This is a genomic window from Nocardia nova (genome assembly GCF_002933465.1).
Taxonomy (GTDB): Bacteria; Actinomycetota; Actinomycetes; order Mycobacteriales; family Mycobacteriaceae; genus Nocardia; species Nocardia nova_B.
The window spans coordinates 98,240-115,244 of record NZ_PSZE01000007.1; the positions used below are offsets into that span (position 1 = coordinate 98,240).

The following is a 17,005-nucleotide window of genomic DNA, read 5'->3' on the forward strand; positions in this document are numbered from 1 at the left end:
CGGGCACGCACCGCGGGGCTAACCGGCCTGCTCGACGGCATCCGGCGTGCCCGCGGTGAAGCCCGCGGTCGGGCCGATGACGATGATTGCCGGCGGCCGGATGCCCTCGGCGCGGACGCGTTCGGCGACCGTGGACAGATCCGCGCGCACGATCCGCTGGGTGCGCAGGCTGCCCTCCTGGACGACGGTGACGGGCGTATCGGCGGGGCGGCCACCGTCGATGAGTGCGGCGGCGAACTTCTCGATGCGTTCCACCCCCATCAGCAGCACGAGGGTGCCGCGCAACCGGGCCAGGGCCGGCCAGTCCACCAGCGAATCCGGGTGATCGGGCGGAATGTGCCCGCTCACCACCACGAATTCGTGAGTGACACCGCGGTGGGTCACCGGGATGCCGGCCAGCGCGGGCACCGAGATCGCGGAGGTAACGCCGGGAACCACGGTCACCGGTACCCCGGCGTCCACGCACGCCTCGAGTTCCTCGTAGCCGCGGCCGAACACGTACGGGTCGCCGCCCTTGAGCCGGACCACGAATTTGCCCGCCTTGGCACCCTCGACGAGGGCGGTGTTGATCGCCTCCTGCGCCATCGCCCGGCCGTACGGGATCTTCGCCGCGTCGACGACCTCCACATGCGGTCCGAGTTCGGCGAGCAGTTCCGGCGGCGCCAGCCGGTCGGCGACGACCAGATCGGCGCGGGCCAGCAGCCGGCGGCCGCGCACGGTGATCAGATCGGGGTCTCCCGGACCGCCGCCGACCAGCGCGACACCGGGTGCCACGGGCTCGGAGTCGTCGATGACCGCGCCCGATTGCAGCGCCTCCAGCAGCGCGGTTCGCACCGCGGCCGAACGACGGTGTCGTCCACTGGCCAGCACCGCGAGCGTCAGCCCGTCGTAGCGGGCGCTGGCCGGAGTCACGGCGGTGCCGAGCCGGGCATTGTCGGCGCGCACGCAGAAGATGCGGCGGCGGGTGGCCTCCTCGACCACAGCCGCATTCGTCTCGGCCTCGTCGGTGCAGGCGATCGCGTACCAGGCACCGTCGAGATCGCCGTCGGCGTAGGCCCGCAGCGAGATGCGCAATTGACCGGAAGTGGCCATCGCCTCCACCGCGGGGGTGACCGTCCGGCTGATCACCTCGATATCGGCTCCGCTGGCGATGAGCAGCCCGAGCCGGCGCTGGGCTACCGAGCCGCCACCCACGACGACGACGCGGCGGCCGGCCAGATCGAGCCCGACGACATAGTTCGGGTCACCGGATTGCTGGTCGTCTGTCGTATTCGGCACAAGGTTTCAGCCTACGGTGTGGCCGGGTGAACTCCGCAATCACCCGTCGCGACGCCGCGGGCCGGGAAGATCAGGGCTGCCAGGTGATCCGGCCGCCCTGGAAATCCTGGGCCTTGCCGCCGTTGTAGTCGTATTCGTCGCTGGTGGGCAGACCGTAGCGGCCGCGGTCGGCGTTGTTGCCGTTCCAGATCCCCAGAATCGAGCCCCAGACCGGGTGCGCGCCGGTACTCGCCGACCAGAAGATCACGCCGCCGGGGAACTGGTTGAAGCGGGCCTTGCCGTCCTTGCCCGCCTGAGCCTCGTCGGTGAGCGGGAAGCCGAGGGCGCTGTTCTCCCAGCCCATCGAGGCCCATTTGTCGCGGATCAGGCCGCAGATCGCATGGGCGTCGGTGCCCACGGACCAGTAGATCGAGCAGCCGCGGTCGAAGACCTGGAATTTGCCGCCCTTCGCGTCGGATTCCGGTCCGGTCGGGTTGCCGAAGAAGGCGGCGCCGCCGGCGCGGTCGTATTCCTTCTCGATCGCCCCGCCGACGTCGAACGCACCGACGGGCCGGGCGGCGGCCACACCGGCGCCCGTGCCGGTGAGCAACGCCAATGCGGCGGCACCCGCGGCTGCCGCACGCATCCCGGCCCGGCGCGTTGTGCGTCTACTCTGTCTGCGACCTGACGAAGCCAAGAGAAACTCCCTCTACCTGCGAAGTTGGCGCGACGGAAGCTGCCGCTCCCGCCATCCTGCAGGGGTTACACCGGCTCTGCAACGCTCGCTGTATCACAGTCGAGACTCATCTCACAAAATCACACGAGGTGAATTCGGTCGCATCAGAGCCGGCCGTTGATCCGTTCCGGGGTCACCCGCACGACCACTCGCTCGGCGTCGTCGACCGAGGCGGGATTGAATTCGATGTAGGGCAGGCCGGTGTATTTCACCGACAGCCGATCGGGCAGAGCCTTCTCCGGATCGGGAACGACAGTGGCGGTGCCGCGGATCTCGGCATAGACGTACGGATTGTCCGGCGGGTTGATCATGATCGTCACTCGCGGGTCGCGCACCACATTCTTGTATTGCTGACGCGACACGGTGGTGGAATACACCAACTCCTCCCCCTCACGGAGCAGCCAGGTGACGGTCAGATGCGGCTGCCCGTCACGGCCGATCGTCGCGAGCGTGGCGAAAACCTTTGTGTCGTCGAGGATCTTCTTCAGGTCGTCGGAGAGTTCTACACCCATGCCACGGCACAACCGGACGCCACGCACACTCATTCCCACCGGCCGTCGTTGCGTCATGGTGTGTCGGCGCGGTTCTATGCTGCGAACATGCGACGAGCGGTGCTGCAGGTTCTGACGGTGCTGGTGACGGTCGCGGTCGCCGCCGCTGTGGCGGCCACCGCGTATGCGGCCGACCCCTATCACGCGAACGGCCCGACCGAGGCCCGCTACCTGGAGCCCGGCCCGTGGCAGGTCACCGAGCAGTACGAATTCGGCTGCTGCGACAGCACCGGCGCCGCCTACGACATCTGGTATCCGACCGATGTGGCCGCGCGCGGCCCGCGCCATCCGATCATCACCTGGGGTAACGGCACGGCCGCCCAACCTCGCCAGTACGCCTATCTGCTGCGGCATCTGGCCTCGTGGGGATTCGTGGTGATCGCGACCGAGAATCGCAGTACCGGCACGGGCGTCGACATCGCCGGGGCGGCGCGATACCTCGTCGATCGGGCCGCCGATCCGGCGAGCGTGTTCCACGATCGGCTCGACACCTCGGCGATCGGCGCCGTCGGTCATTCCCAAGGTGCCACCGGGGTGCTCAACGCGATGATCGATTCCGGCGGGTTGATTCGCACCGCCGTGCCGATCGAGTTGCCCGCCCAGTCGTTCTGCTCGAACAGGTTGAGCTGCACCGACACTCGCCGCATCGGCGGCGGTTCGGTGTTCTTCGTCAACGGCTCCGACGACGCGCTGATCTCCCCCTCGCAGAAGCTGTGGGCACTTCCGGGCCTGCAGTCCAACCAGGACTACTACGAGGCCACCCCGGCCTCGGTGACGAAGGTGTGGGGCACATTGGTCGGCCCCAATCACAACGACGTCCAAGGGCAACCGGACTGCGCCCGGGCCTCGTCGCCGTGTACCGCGGGCGTGTACGGCTACCTCGGCTATCCGACCGCCTGGCTGGTGGCCCGGCTGTGGGGATGCGCCGGGGCGGCGGCCGCCTTCGCCCCCGGCACCGGGGAGTTCTACGCCCCGAATCCGCACTGGGCCAACCAGATCGGCGCGGCGGCAGGCTGATCTCACTCCCCGGGCGCGTCCTGGATCCAGTGGAAGCCGCGGCTGCGCTGCGGGAAGGCGTCCGGGTCCTGACGCCGGAAGGTCACCGTCACCGGATGACCGTCCAGATCTCCGGTGAACCGCAGCCGGTCCGGGCCCTGCTGGTCGTACGCGAAGCCGCCGGCGGTCACGGAGTGCCCCGCGGTAGCGGGCACGGCACGCAGGTCCAGACGGTGTGCACCGGTGTCGACTCGCACCTGCATGGGCACCAAAGTCCCGTCCATCCGCTGATACCGCATGACGCCGGCGAAGTCGAATACCGCGCGCTGCCACCGGTCCGGGTCCGTGAGCAGCGGCGCAACCGGCTGCCCGTCGCGACTGAATTCGTCGACCTGCCAGATGCCGTACAGCGGCGGTTTCGTCCGGCCAGGGCCCTCGTCCCACAACCGCAGGCTCACGTGAACCAGGGCCACCGCCACCCAGACCCCGATACCGACCTGCACCAGCGCCGCGACCCATCGTGCCCGGCGGGTGCGGAACGGGTACGGCGCCGTCGAGCGTGCGACCGGGCGATCGAGCACCAGCACATCCAGCAGCCGCCGCGCCTGCGGCGCGAGCAACACCATCGACATCAGCATCAGATGCCCGGACAGGATCTTGACCGGCACGTCGAAGGTCATGTTCAGCACGAAGACCTGCGCCATGCTCACCAGCGTCAGCATCGCGCCCACCGTCGCCGTGCGCGGAACGAACAGCAGTATCCCGGCCAGCAATTCCGCGGACCCGAGCAGAATCTCGTAGGCCGGGCTCATTCCGACCTGATTCCACAGCACCCCCATCGGGGTCAGATTGCCGTACGGCTCCAGCAGCGTCGACAGCGTCGGTTCGGGCATCTGCGTGGGGATGACCTTCGCGAACCCGTAGTTGAGCATCTGACCGGCCACACACAACCGGAGGAATAGCAGGAACCAGCCGGCCAGCCGCCGGTAATCGGTGCGGCGACGGTCCAGCAGCGTCCAGATCAGCGTGCCCGCGACGGCGACGACCAGGACGCAGAACACCAGCACCCACAGAATCGTCTGATCACCGCTGCCGTTGGGACTCAGCACCGGATGCACTCCGAAAACCGTGCGGCCCACCCACTGCAGCACCGGGCGCAGCAAGCGCGGTTGCCACAGCACCGCGTCGGCGTCGAGCCAGCGGCCGAACCAGCCGCTGAAGGCGAAGACGATCTGCGGATAGATCAGGCAGAACAGCCCGAAGTACAGGAATGTGAACCGAAAAGCCACCCGGGTGAGCGGTTTCCAGCCCGCCGCCGTCTCGGATTCGTGCTCCCGCTGCCGCGGTTCGGCTTGCGCCACCATGACACTCGCTACCCACTCCTCTCCCCGAATGGTCCGGCGCAAGGCAATGCCGCCGGCGCCGAAGCGACCGGGGTGCGCGGATCGGTGCACGACGTTACGGGGGCCCGCGGCGAAAGTCCTCAGGGCCGGACCCCGATTCGGCGGTACTCCGCGCGGCGTACGTGGCGGCACGAATGTCAGGGTCGGTGGTCCCCGCACCGATCACGCGCACCGTGGGCAAACCGGGTCCCGGTCAGTGGAACGGCGGAAATTCGCCGCCGATTTCGCACCACCGCGCATTAGAACGCGTTACATTTCATCCACACGCCGCCCGCGCCGGGCCGGATATCGCCGTGCCGGTGCGTGAAGAGTTGACGCACAGAGGTTTTCATCACGTCAGGAGGTCCGCAATGTCGGGCGAATCCGATACCGACCCCGGGCAGCGGCGGCAACTGACCACCAGCGCTCGCGATCTCGACGAACTCGCCGAGCGACTCACCCGGTGGCTGGCAGGCAAGCTCACCGCCACCACCGCGCCGGTGGTCACGGGGCTGTCGCGGCCACAGGCGGGCGGCATGTCCAGTTCCTCGGTAATGTTCGAGGCGAGCTGGGAGCGCGACGGCCGCACGGAGACCGGCTCCTATGTGGCACGGATGCCGCCCGAGGAGGGCTCGTTCCCGGTCTTCGAGAATTACGACCTCGACACCCAGTACGCGGTGATGGCCGGTGTCGGCGCGCACAGCGATGTGCCGGTGCCGCGACTGTGCTGGTTCGAGCCGGACGAATCCGTGCTCGGCACGCCGTTCTTCGTGATGGAGCGGGTCAACGGGCGGATTCCGGAGGACAATCCGCCCTACGTCTTCGTCGGCTGGGTCTTCGACGCCACGCCGCAGCAGCGGATGCGGATCACCCACGCCACGGTCGACATCATCGCGAGGGTCCACGCCATCGCCGACCCGGCCGCGACATTCCCCGCCCTGGCCGGCGCGGGCTCGTCGCTGCGCCGGCATTTCGATGCCCAGCGCCACTGGTACCGGTGGGCGCTCGCCGACGACGGGTATCGAATCCCGTTGCTGGAGCGCGGTTTCGACTGGCTCGAACAGCACTGGCCCGCCGATCCGGGGCCCGACGTACTGAACTGGGGCGACGCCCGGCCGGGCAACATCATCTTCGACGAATTCGACCCGGTCGCGGTGCTGGACTGGGAGATGGCCACGCTCGGCCCGCGGGAACTCGACGTGGCGTGGCTGATCTTCATCCATCGCTTCTTCCAGGACATCGCCACCCGCTTCGACCAGCCCGGCCTGCCGGACTACCTGCGCCGCGACGACGTGGTCGCGCGCTACGAGGATCTCACCGGCCACCGCCTGCGAGATCTGGAGTGGTACCTGGTCTACGCCGCGCTGCGGCACGGCATCGTGATGGCGCGCATCAAACGGCGGATGATCCACTTCGGCGAGGACACCGACACCGACGACCGGGACGACTACGTGATGCACCGAGCGGCCCTCGAGGCCCTGCTCAACGGCACCTACCAGTGGGACCGAGGAGACCGATGACAGGCATCGACGGACATCCGGCCCAGCAGGCGCCGGTTCCGCTGGACGAATATCCGGTGCACCAGACGCCGCTGTCGCTGGCGCGCGCGGCCACCACCGATCGTAACTTCTACGACCGCAACTACTTCAACGCTCACGACCGTGGCGGCGGCACGATACTGGTCACCGGCTTCGGCGTTTATCCGAATCTCGGCGTGATCGACGCCTACGCCGCGGTGCGCCGTGGCGATACCCAGCGCACGGTCCGGTTCTCGGACGCACTGCCACCGCGCGACCTGAACCTGAGCGTCGGCGGCTATCGGATCGAGGTGATCGAACCGCTGCGGCGCGTCCGGGTGATCTGCGAGCACGACGATCTGTCCTTCGACCTGACCTGGGACGGTTCGTTCCCCGCGGTCCAAGAGCAGCCGCATCTCATCCACACCGGCAGCCGGCCGATCATCGACGCCTCCCGGTTCGCCCAGGTCGGCTCCTGGTCGGGGACGCTGCACGTCGACGGCGACGACATCGCCGTGGACCCCGACGTCTGGATGGGGACCCGCGACCGGTCCTGGGGTATCCGGCCGGTCGGTGAGGCCGAACCACCCGGGCGCGATGCGAGCGAACCGGCCGCCGGATTCTGGTGGCTGTATGTCCCACTGCGCTTCGACGACTTCGCGATCGTGGTCATCGTGCAGGAGAGTCCGGACGGCTTCCGCACCCTCAACGACGCCGTGCGGGTGTGGCCGGACGGTCGGGTCGAACAGCTCGGCTGGCCCCGCATTCACATCGAATACCGTTCCGGCACACGAATTCCGGTATCCGCACGGCTCGATATGACCGCCGGCGACGGCTCGCCGCTCACCGTGGAGGTACACGCCCACACCTGCATTCCGCTGCATATCGGCTGCGGCTACGGCGGCGATCCGGATTGGCTGCACGGCCAGTGGAAGGGCCTCGGCTGGTCGTCGAGCAGCAGCTACGACCTGACGGATCCGGCGGTGGCCGGGCGCATTCCATGGGGTGTGATCGACCACGTCGGACAGGCACGGTGCGGCGACGCCGAGGGCTGGGGACTGTTCGAACACGGCAGCCTCGGCCGCCACGACCCCACCGGCTTCGCCGATTGGACCTCGGTCGCGCCGTAACTCGCACCCGCTCCGCGTGGCGTGTCCGGTGTGAGCTGGATCTCAGGTATCCTCCGACGGATCGACGCCGGGCCGTCGGCCCGGGACGGCACAGCGAGAGGCAGGCACGATGAGCGGATTCCGTATTTCGCGTGGTTCCTCCCAGGTTTTCCCCGGCCCGGCGCTGTCTTCCGGGCGGGTGTGGCGCGCACGCGCGCGTGCCGGGTTCGTCCTGGCCGCCGGTGCGCTGATGGGCGCGCTGCTTCCGGTGGTGGGAGCGGCCCCGGCCGGTGCGACGGTGGCGCCCACGATCGCGGTATCGATGTCCGGGTCGGCGCTGAGCCCGGTCAGCGGGGCGCTGGTCGGCTGCGCCCAGAACGCGGTGGCGACGGTGCGCAACCCCGACGGCAGCCCCGTCACCCACGGCACCGTCGACTTCTTCAGTCACCTCTCCGGGATCAGCGGCAATATCGTCGGCACCGCGCCGGTGGTCAACGGGGTCGCCAGCATCGGCTGGGTGCCCGACCGGCCGGGCGAGCACGTCGTCAGCGCCGTGTACTACGACGGGCTGCCGGAACTGTCACCGGTCGCCGGATACACCCTCGTGACGACGGCGAGCCTCGGCGGCGCCTGCGTGTAACGCAGAGCCGGACAACAGCTTTCGCAACCTCTCGGCCGAATCCGCACAGCCGCGGACGCGGCCGAGCGTCGTTCGGGGCCGCCCTGTTCGCCGGGCCCGCAACGGCGCTCGGCCCGCCATTCGATCCGGGACGGCCGGATATCGCACAGCCTGCCGAACCGAGACGGCCAGTGCAGGTGGGCGGACCGTGCTCATTCCTGCTCGGCGACAGCGACAGCGATCGTGCCGAAGACCGTCTTGGGCACGATCAGCCGCCCGCGCCGTCCCCAGCGCCGCCAGGCGAGCAGCGCGGCCGCTTCCGCGACACTGGGCGTGCCGATCGCGACCGCCGCGCGGTGGCCAGGATGGGGAACGTCGACGCGGGCCAATTCGTCGGCACCGAATCCGATCACCGGCACCCCGAATGCGGCGGCGGCCGCGACGGTGCCCGGTTCGTCCGCCCGCCGATCGATCGTCGCCAGACACCGGATCGTGCTGTGCCCCACTACCTCCCGCACCGCCTCCATGATGGTTTCGGCCGCGGGATCCGGCCGCGCCCCCAGTCCCACGACCACCGCCTCGCTCATCGGGGCCCCCTCGACCGGCCGCCGCAGACGATCGACGGCCGGCCCGGCACGCCGCGACGACCCGCTCTCATCGGGCGCGCACGTGACGCGACCGCGGCACTGCCGACATGGTCGCAGTCCCATCCGCATTGGCGCCCGAGGATCGGTCCGTCGGCGGGTCGTTTCGAGGAGGGCTCGCCCATCGCCGTCACACGCCGGCGTGCACCGCGGCGAACTGTTCGCACGCGGCGACGAAACGAACTGTGGCCGTGGGGTTTCCGGCCGGATGAGTGTGCAGATACGACGCATGCACCTGGTGCGCCACCGCACCTTCCCGGACCGCCGTCTCGTCGACGCGCCATCCCCACGCGGGTGGGCGCGATCCCGTGGTGACCAAGCGGGTGCGGTGGAATTCGTGGCCGCGCACACGTTCTCCCGTGCGCCACAGCACCGAGTCGGCCAACGCCACCGCATCCCGGTAGCCGAGGGTCAGGCGAGGGCCGAATTCGGCGGCGGCATCGAGGACTCCGGCCATGCGGTGCCCGTCCAGCGAGCGGGTCAGATAGAGCAGGCCCGCGCATTCGGCATGAATCGGCATGCCTCGGGCGGCGCCCTCGGCGACGGCGTTCAGCAGTGACGTATTCGCGGCCAGATCCGCGGCATGCTCCTCCGGGAAGCCACCAGGCAGGACCAAACCCGCTGTCCCCGAGGGCAATTGCTGGTGCAACGGATCGAATACCGCCACCCGGGCTCCGGCCGCCACCAGCAGTTCCCGATGTTCGGCGTAACCGAAGGTGAACGCCGGCCCGCCCGCCATCGCGATGATCGGCGCCGGCTCTCGCACCCCCCTGCCCGAGGCGGACACGGGTACGGGCGTCTCCGGCTCACCGGACTGTTGCCGCCCTGCCGTCTCCGCCGAGGTCCGCGACGTGCCGATCGCAGGCGCCGTGCGGTCGCAGGGCAGCGCTGCTGCGACCGGGCCGGTGTCCTCGCCCGGCGCCGGGCCGTCGAGGGCGGCCCGGCTCACGCCGGGACCCCGCCACTGTCGGTGCGGGGCCGCCGCCGCGACTTCACCGATCGGATCCCACGCGGGCCCGACCACGTCGGCGGCGGCCAGTCGCGCGACCGCGCCCACATCGATGTGCGCGCCAACCAGTTCGGTCATGGCGTCGACAGCCGCATGCGCCGCGGAGCCGTGCTCGACCGCCGGGACGAGCCCGAGATGCCGTGCGGGGACCGATAATTCGTCCATTCGCGGCAGGGCGCCGAGCACCGGAAGTCCGACCCGGGCGCACGCGCCGCGCAGCACCTGTTCGTGGCGCGGACTGCCGACGCGGTTGAGAATCACGCCGCCGAGCCGGATATCGCTGTCGTAGGTCGCGAAGCCGTGCAGCAGGGCGGCCAGACTCTGACTGTGGCCACGCGCGTCGACGACCAGCAGCACCGGGGCGCCGAGCAGCGCGGCGACCTGCGCGGTCGAGCCCTCGGCGATGAGGGCGGGGTTCTCGGCGTCGATCCGGCCGTCGAACAGGCCCATCACGCCCTCGACGACGGCCACATCACAGCCCGCGCTGCCGTGCCGGTACAGCGGCACCACCCGCTCGGCACCGACGAGCACCGGATCCAGGTTGCGCCCCGGCCGCCCGGCGGCCAGACCGTGATAGCCCGGATCGATGTAGTCGGGCCCCACCTTGAACGGCGCGACGCGATGTCCGGCGCGGCGCAGCGCTCCGATCAAACCGGTTGCCAGCGTAGTCTTTCCGCTGCCCGAGGCGGGGGCGGCGATCACCACGGCCGGAGTGGTCATCGGCCGGCCGCCGTCACCACTCGATACCTCGCTGGCCCTTGCGCCCGGCGTCCATCGGATGTTTCACCTTGCTCATCTCCGTGACCAGATCCGCCGCGTCGACCAGCGCCGGCGGTGCGTCGCGGCCGGTGATCACCACGTGCTGGTTGCCGGGCCGGTTCCGCAGCGTCTCGACCACCTCGTCGGCGTCCACCCATCCCCATTTCAGCGGATAGGTGAACTCGTCGAGGACGTAGAAGCGGTGCTGTTCGGCGGCCAGCCGGCGCGCGATCTCCCGCCATCCGGCCAGGGCCGCCGCGGCATGGTCGTCCTCGCTGCCCTGTTTGCGGGTCCACGACCAGCCCTCGCCCATCTTGTGCCATTCCACCGGGCCGCCGGTACCGGTCTCCTCGTGCAGCCGGCCCAGGGTGCGGAAGGCGGCCTCCTCGCCGACCTTCCACTTCGCGCTCTTCACGAACTGGAAGACCGCGATATCGAAACCCTGATTCCAGGCCCGCAACGCCATCCCGAACGCCGCGGTCGACTTCCCCTTGCCGGGCCCGGTGTGCACCGCGAGCACCGGCTGATTACGCCGCTGGCGAGTGGTCAGCCCGTCGTCGGGAATCGTCTCTGGAACGCCCTTCGGCATCGCTGCATCCTCCTGGTCGAGCACCTACGCATCACATTCCCACATCCGCGCACCCGCCCGGCCGCGCGGGTCGGCCGTTCCACGACCGGAGCGGTCGCCGGTGGTGTGGCACGAACATTCACGCCGCCAGGTGATGCGGCAATCCGGACTTCACCGCGGCGGCGACCGAATCGCCGGTGAGCTCGCCGAGGCGCAGGTAGGTGGCGCGCAGCTCCCTGGCGAAATCGGCGGCCAGACCCAGCCGGACCATGCCGCGTTCGCAGTCGACGACCACGCCGGCCACGCCGTCGCGGGCGAGCAGGCGGGCGGCGGCGCGGGCCCGCGGGATCGGGTCGACGCCGCCGGTGGCGCGGCCGTCGGTGAGCAGGACGACCATCGCGCGGCGCTGCGGATCGCGGACATGTTCGCGGGCCACCACCTCGCGCGCCTTCAGCAATCCCTGTGCCAGCGGGGTTTTGCCGCCGGTGCGCAGGCCGGCGAGGCGGCGCACCGCGATATCCACCGAGGAGGTCGGCGGCAGTACCAGTTCGGCCTCGCTGCCGCGCACGGTGATCACGGCGACCTTGTCGCGGCGCTGATAGGCGTCGCGTAGCAGAGCCACCACCGCGCCGGTGACGGCCGAGAGGCGGTCGCGGGCGGCCATCGACCCGGAGGCGTCGACCACGAACACCACCAGATTGCCTTCGCGCCCTTCGCGATACGCGCCGCGCAGATCGGCGGCCTCGAGGGCCAGCGGGCCGTCGACGCGGCCGCGGGCATGCTGATGGGGCGCGGCGGCGAACAGCGTGCCCAGCAGATGCAGGCCGGCGGAGGTGTCGGTGACCGATCGCACCACCCGGCCGTGCCGGGTGTGGGCGCGTGATCGGCGTCCGGGAGCCCCCTCCCCGACTCCCGGTATCTCCCAGTGGGGCGGGCGGGCAGCGGAATTCGCCGGCGCCCCCGCACTGCCCTCGCGGGCGCCACCGCGCGGGCCGCCGCCCGGTGAGCCGGGGCCGTCGTCGTCGGGGCCCTCGTCGTCGGGGCCGTCGTCGGAGCCGTTGTTCTCGGGGCCGCCGTCGGTGTCCGTATCGCGATCGATCTCACGCTCGGGGGCGGTCTCCGATTCGGCTGTGCCGCTTGCTGAATCGCTCTCCGCACGACTCTGCTCGGAGCGGGCGCGCTCGGCGTGTTGTTCGGCCTCCCGCATGGCGTCGTCGAGTTGTTCGTCGGTGATGCCCGGTTCGTCGAACGGATCGCGCCGGCGGCGGTGCGGCAGCGCCAGTTCCGCGGCGATCCGCACGTCGTCGGCTGTCACGCAGTCGCTTCCGCGCCACGCCGCGTGGGCCGTCGCGGTCCGTGCCACCACCAGATCCGCGCGCATGCCATCGACGTCGAAGGATGCGCACAGCGCGGCGATCCGGCGCAGTTCGATATCGTCGAGCGCCACCTCGGCGAGGCGTTCGCGGGCGGCGAGAATGCGCTCGGCGACATCGCGATCGGCCGCGGCGTAGGCGGCGGCGAAGGCATCGGGATCGGCCTCGTAATCGAGCCGGCGGCGCACCACCGCCATCCGCACGTCCACATCGCGCGAGGCCGCGACGTCGACGGTGAGGCCGAAACGGTCCAGCAGCTGCGGGCGGAGTTCGCCCTCCTCCGGGTTCATGGTGCCGACCAGGACGAACCGGGCGGGATGCGAATGCGACACGCCATCGCGTTCGATGTGCACTCGCCCCATCGCCGCCGCGTCGAGCAGGACGTCGACCAGATGGTCGTGCAGGAGATTCACTTCGTCGACGTACAACACGCCGTGATGAGCGGCCGCCAGCAGCCCCGGGCGGAACGCCTGCTCTCCGTCGCGCAGCACCCGCTCCAGATCCAGCGATCCCACGACCCGGTCCTCGGTCGCGCCCACCGGCAACTCCACCAGCCGGGCCGGCCGCTGCCCACCCTCGTCGGTCACCGGCGGCAACAACTGCGCCAGCGCCCGCACCACGGTCGATTTCGCGGTTCCCTTCTCCCCGCGCACCAGCACCCCGCCGATTCCCGGATGCACGGCGCACAGAATCAGCGCCAGCTGCAACTGCTCCTGCCCCACCACCGCCGAGAACGGAAATCCCGCCTCACCGTCACGATGCGCGGACACGGCCGATGCGGATTCACCTCGGAAATCGGACACGCCCCCCACTGTATGCGCGTCCGCTTCCGCCCCCGCACCGGGCTGCCCTGTCGCACTACAGCCGCTGCGCCGCCGCGATCTGCCGCACCACCAGTGGCAACACCACGTGCTCGGCCTCGAGCACCCGCGCGGCCAAGGTCTCGGCGGTGTCGTCCGCGAGCACCGGAACCTCGCGATGCGCGATCACCCGCCCGGTGTCGTAGTCGCTGTCGACCAAATGCACCGTGGGCCCGGTGACCGCGACGCCGGATGCCAGCACCGCCTCGTGCACACGACGGCCGAACATGCCGACGCCACCGAATCGCGGTAACGGCGCCGGGTGGATGTTGAGGATTCGGGAATCGAATTGCCGGCGCGTGCTCGGTCCGAGCTTCTTCATATAGCCCGCCGTCACCACCCACTCGGCCGCGTGCTCGACCAGAGTGGCGCGGATCGCATCGTCCAATGCGTCGGGGTCGGGATGGGTCGCGCCCGAGAGATGCCGGGTCGGAATGCGACTCGCGCGGGCGTAGGCCAGACCCGCGGCTTCGCTGTTGTTGCCGATGACCACCGCGATCTCGAAGCGCGCGCCGGGTTCGAGGGCGGAGCGGTGGAGTGCACGGAGATTCGAGCCGTTGTGTGAGACGAGCACGCCGACTCGTAGCTTGCGCACACCTCGCAGTTTCCCACAGCCGCACGAGGAATGTCGGCGAGCTTCCGGCCCGCCGAATACGCTGGCCGCGTGCGGGATGTGCTGCGGGGGTTCGGGTATCTGATGCGGGGCCAGCGGTGGGCTGCGGCGCATCGGCGGGAACTGTGGTTCGGGCTGTTGCCCGGTGCGATCTCGATGGTGATGTACCTGGGCCTGCTGGTGGCGCTGGTGTGGTTCGCGGGTGATCTGGTGGCGTGGGCGACGCCGTTCGCCGAGCACTGGGCCTCGCCGTGGCCCGGTCTGCTGCGCGGCGGCCTCGCCGTGCTGCTGGTGCTGCTCGGGTTGTTCCTGGCGGTGATCACGTTCACCGCGGTGACGCTCGTGATCGGCCAGCCGTTCTACGAGGCCCTGTCCGAGCGGGTGGATCGGTCGCTGTCACCCGACGGCCGTGCGCCGGAATCGGGGCAGCCGCTGTGGCGGGAGGTGTGGATCGGGGTCCGCGACGGGGTGCGCATTCTGATCCGGGCGGCGGTGTGGGGTGTGGTGCTGTTCTGCGCCGGATTCCTGCCGGTCGTGGGGCAGACGGCGATCCCGGTACTCGGAGTCTGCGTGGCCGGGTTCTTCCTGGCCCAGGAACTGACCGCGGTCGCGATGCTGCGCCGCGGAATCGAGTTGCGCGACCATCTGACGATGCTGCGATCGCATCGAATGCTCGTGTGGGGCTTTGGCATTCCGCTGGCGGCCGCATTCCTCGTGCCGTTCGTAGCCGTGGTCCTCATGCCGGGCGCGGTCGCCGGCGCCACGATGCTCGCCCGCGAATTGTGCGGCGCGGACAGCGATCCGGCACCGAATTCGTTGCACGACTGACGCGCCGCGACACGAGAGGGCCCCGCGCCCGACGAAGGGTACGGGGCCGAAATCTCCGTGGTGGATTCGCCACTCAGCCCCGGCGCATGGGGATGTGCGCGATCCCGTCCTCCTCGTACTCCTCGCCGTCGGGCTTGAACCCGTGCTTGGTGTAGAGGTCGACCAGATAGGTCTGGGCGTTCAAACGCACTGTCGCCGAACCGGCTTCGGCGATGGCGGCCCGCAGCACCCGGGTGGTGTAGCCGTGACCACGCGCCTCGGGAGTGGTACACAACCGGCCGATGCGGAACGACTTCACGCCGTTGTCGTGCTCCTCCAGCAACCGCAGGGTGCAGATGATCTCACCCTCGTCGTCGAGCCAGAAGTGACGTGTCTCGGGGAGCAGATCGAGCCCGTCCAGTTCCGGATAAGCGCATTTCTGCTCCACGACGAACACTTCGACGCGCAGTTTCAACAGCTTGTACAGCGTCGCGGTATCGAGATCCGCGGCCCACGACCGTTTGAGCGCAACCGTTGACATCATCGCGTCTTGCTATCACATGATTCAGCTGTGCGCGACCCCTGCGGCGATCGGCGTGTTGTCGGCCCGGCCGCTGCCGTTGAGATGGAGCGCCTTGGTCGACCAGTCCCACACCTCGTGGAACAGCGCCTGGTCCTCCGACAGCTTCACACCCAGCGACGGCACCATTTCCTTGAGTTTCGGTGTCCAATCGGCGTATTCGCGCGGGAAGCAGCGCTGCAGCACGTCGATCATCGCGCTGACACAGGTGGAGGCGCCGGGCGAGGCGCCGAGCAGTCCGGCGATGGAACCGTCACCGGCGGCGATCACCGCGGTGCCGAGCTCCAGGACGCCGCCGGCGCCCTTGCGCCGGATGATCTGCACGCGTTGACCGGCGGTGATCAGCTCCCAGTCGTGACCGTCGGCCCGCGGGATGAACTCCTCCATGGTGTTCACCTTGCCCGCCGGCGACTTCAGCAGCTCGCTGACGAGGTACTTCACCAGGCCGAGTTCGGTGACGCCGACACCCAGTATCGGGGTGACGTTGCCGGGCCGCACCGACTTGAGCAGATCGCTGAACTTACCGTCCTTGAGGAACTTCGGGGTCCAGCCGGCATAGGGGCCGAACAGCAGGCCCGGCTTGCCGGCGATGACGCGAGTGTCCAAGTGCGGCACCGACATCGGCGGCGCACCGACGGCGGCCTTACCGTAGACCTTGGCTTCGTGCTTGGTGATGAGTTCGGGGCTGGTGCAACGCAGGAACTGGCCGCTGACCGGGAACCCGGCGAAACCCTGGATCTCCTTGATGCCGGACTTCTGCAGCAGCGGCAGTGCGTATCCGCCCGCGCCGACGAAGACGAACTTGGCGTTGATCGTGCGCGAGGTCCGGGTGCGGGTGTTGCGGACCTTGACCGTCCAGCTGCCGTCGGACTGCTTGGACAGGTTGCGCACCTCGTTGCCGAACGCGATCTCCACGCCCGAGGAACCGAGGTAGGCCAGCAACTGCTTGGTCAGCGATCCGAAGTCGATATCGGTACCGGTCTGGGTCCAGTTCAGCGCGACCGGCTCGGAGAAGTCGCGGCCGCGGGCCATCAGCGGCAGGCGGCGGGTGAACTCGTCCGGGCTGTCGATGAATTCCATGCCCTCGAACAGCGGGTGCCGCGCCAGCGCCGCGTGGCGCTTGCGCAGATACTCCACGCCGTCGGCACCGTGGCAGAAGCTCACGTGCGGAATGGGATTGATGAAGCCCGACGGGTCGGCGAGCACACCGTTCTCGGCGCCGTAGGCCCAGAACTGGCGCGACACCTGGAAGCGCTCGTTGATATCGATCGCCTTCGTGATGTCGACCGAACCGTCGGCGGCCTGCGGCGTGTAGTTCAGCTCGCACAGCGCCGAGTGGCCGGTGCCCGCGTTGTTCCACGGGTCGCTGCTCTCGGGCGCAGCCGCGTCCAGCCGCTCGAACATGGTGATCGACCAGTCGGGCTGCAACTGGCGAAGCAGTGCGCCCAGAGTGGCACTCATGATGCCGGCACCGATGAGGACTACATCGGTCTTTTCAGTCATCGCAGCGTTCGGCACGGGGTGATCGACTTCCTTGTCCAGCGCGGGCATGTTAGGCGGGTAATGAGGTTACCCGCCGTTCACTTCAACTTGATTCTGCCCCTCACCATGCCCGTTTCCGAAAC

The 17,005-nt window shown here is 69.5% G+C and carries 16 protein-coding genes; 5 read left to right on the top strand and 11 right to left on the bottom strand.

Annotation, left to right across the window (positions count from 1 at the left end; all coding sequences use genetic code 11):
• Positions 1-18 precede the first annotated feature (18 nt).
• From cobA to C5E41_RS10825, 3 genes are all read right to left on the bottom strand, one after another.
• Positions 19-1,278 carry a uroporphyrinogen-III C-methyltransferase gene (gene cobA / locus C5E41_RS10815; protein ID WP_104375688.1) on the bottom strand — a complete coding sequence of 420 codons (1,260 nt, stop codon included), beginning with the start codon at positions 1,276-1,278 and terminating at the stop codon, positions 19-21.
• A 70-nt stretch (positions 1,279-1,348) separates the two neighbouring features.
• Positions 1,349-1,903: an LGFP repeat-containing protein gene (locus tag C5E41_RS10820; protein WP_104375689.1), complete on the bottom strand. Its 555-nt coding sequence runs from the start codon at positions 1,901-1,903 to the stop codon at positions 1,349-1,351.
• Positions 1,904-2,097: 194 nt separating this feature from the next.
• Positions 2,098-2,505, bottom strand: coding sequence for a PPOX class F420-dependent oxidoreductase (locus C5E41_RS10825; protein ID WP_063014887.1), 408 nt, complete (start codon positions 2,503-2,505; stop codon positions 2,098-2,100).
• 87 nt (positions 2,506-2,592) lie between these two features.
• Between C5E41_RS10825 and C5E41_RS10830 the strand changes: the two genes are divergently transcribed.
• Entirely contained in the window at positions 2,593-3,561 is a 969-nt protein-coding gene (locus tag C5E41_RS10830; protein WP_146097515.1) for a poly(ethylene terephthalate) hydrolase family protein, read from the top strand.
• A 2-nt stretch (positions 3,562-3,563) separates the two neighbouring features.
• Here the strand turns inward: C5E41_RS10830 and C5E41_RS10835 are convergent, their stop codons facing one another.
• Entirely contained in the window at positions 3,564-4,904 is a 1,341-nt protein-coding gene (locus C5E41_RS10835) for a DoxX family protein (protein ID WP_258080889.1), read from the bottom strand.
• Positions 4,905-5,293: 389 nt separating this feature from the next.
• Here C5E41_RS10835 and C5E41_RS10840 point away from each other — a divergent pair, with 389 nt between their 5' ends.
• The 3 genes from C5E41_RS10840 (at position 5,294) to C5E41_RS10850 (ending at position 8,188) form a co-directional block, all read left to right on the top strand.
• Positions 5,294-6,442, top strand: a complete 1,149-nt coding sequence (locus C5E41_RS10840; protein WP_104375691.1) for a phosphotransferase family protein — start codon at positions 5,294-5,296, stop codon at positions 6,440-6,442.
• Positions 6,439-7,569, top strand: a complete 1,131-nt coding sequence (locus C5E41_RS10845; protein WP_104375692.1) for a hypothetical protein — start codon at positions 6,439-6,441, stop codon at positions 7,567-7,569. The genes C5E41_RS10840 and C5E41_RS10845 overlap by 4 nt, the downstream gene beginning before the upstream one ends.
• Positions 7,570-7,678: 109 nt before the next feature.
• Positions 7,679-8,188 carry a hypothetical protein gene (locus C5E41_RS10850; RefSeq protein WP_146097516.1) on the top strand — a complete coding sequence of 170 codons (510 nt, stop codon included), beginning with the start codon at positions 7,679-7,681 and terminating at the stop codon, positions 8,186-8,188.
• 191 nt (positions 8,189-8,379) lie between these two features.
• On the opposite strand, the gene C5E41_RS10855 is transcribed toward C5E41_RS10850, so the two are convergent.
• From C5E41_RS10855 to purN, 5 genes are all read right to left on the bottom strand, one after another.
• A complete protein-coding gene (locus tag C5E41_RS10855; protein WP_181063197.1) occupies positions 8,380-8,754 on the bottom strand; it encodes a cobalamin biosynthesis protein in 375 nt (124 codons plus the stop codon).
• A gap of 187 nt (positions 8,755-8,941) precedes the next feature.
• Positions 8,942-10,540: a cobyrinate a,c-diamide synthase gene (locus tag C5E41_RS10860; protein ID WP_104375694.1), complete on the bottom strand. Its 1,599-nt coding sequence runs from the start codon at positions 10,538-10,540 to the stop codon at positions 8,942-8,944.
• A 13-nt stretch (positions 10,541-10,553) separates the two neighbouring features.
• On the bottom strand, positions 10,554-11,168 hold the full coding sequence (cobO, locus tag C5E41_RS10865) for a cob(I)yrinic acid a,c-diamide adenosyltransferase (RefSeq protein WP_104375695.1): 615 nt from the start codon (positions 11,166-11,168) through the stop codon (positions 10,554-10,556).
• 118 nt (positions 11,169-11,286) lie between these two features.
• A complete protein-coding gene (locus C5E41_RS10870) occupies positions 11,287-13,323 on the bottom strand; it encodes a magnesium chelatase subunit D family protein (RefSeq protein ID WP_258080890.1) in 2,037 nt (678 codons plus the stop codon).
• Positions 13,324-13,378: 55 nt separating this feature from the next.
• Positions 13,379-13,975 carry a phosphoribosylglycinamide formyltransferase gene (gene purN / locus C5E41_RS10875; protein ID WP_104379904.1) on the bottom strand — a complete coding sequence of 199 codons (597 nt, stop codon included), beginning with the start codon at positions 13,973-13,975 and terminating at the stop codon, positions 13,379-13,381.
• A 69-nt stretch (positions 13,976-14,044) separates the two neighbouring features.
• Between purN and C5E41_RS10880 the strand changes: the two genes are divergently transcribed.
• Positions 14,045-14,821, top strand: a complete 777-nt coding sequence (locus tag C5E41_RS10880; protein WP_104375847.1) for an EI24 domain-containing protein — start codon at positions 14,045-14,047, stop codon at positions 14,819-14,821.
• 73 nt (positions 14,822-14,894) lie between these two features.
• Here the strand turns inward: C5E41_RS10880 and C5E41_RS10885 are convergent, their stop codons facing one another.
• The gene (locus C5E41_RS10885; protein WP_104375697.1) at positions 14,895-15,344 is read right to left on the bottom strand and encodes a GNAT family N-acetyltransferase; all 450 of its coding nucleotides are present in this window, start codon (positions 15,342-15,344) and stop codon (positions 14,895-14,897) included.
• A 21-nt stretch (positions 15,345-15,365) separates the two neighbouring features.
• A complete protein-coding gene (gene mqo / locus C5E41_RS10890) occupies positions 15,366-16,931 on the bottom strand; it encodes a malate dehydrogenase (quinone) (protein ID WP_104375698.1) in 1,566 nt (521 codons plus the stop codon).
• Positions 16,932-17,005 lie beyond the last annotated feature (74 nt).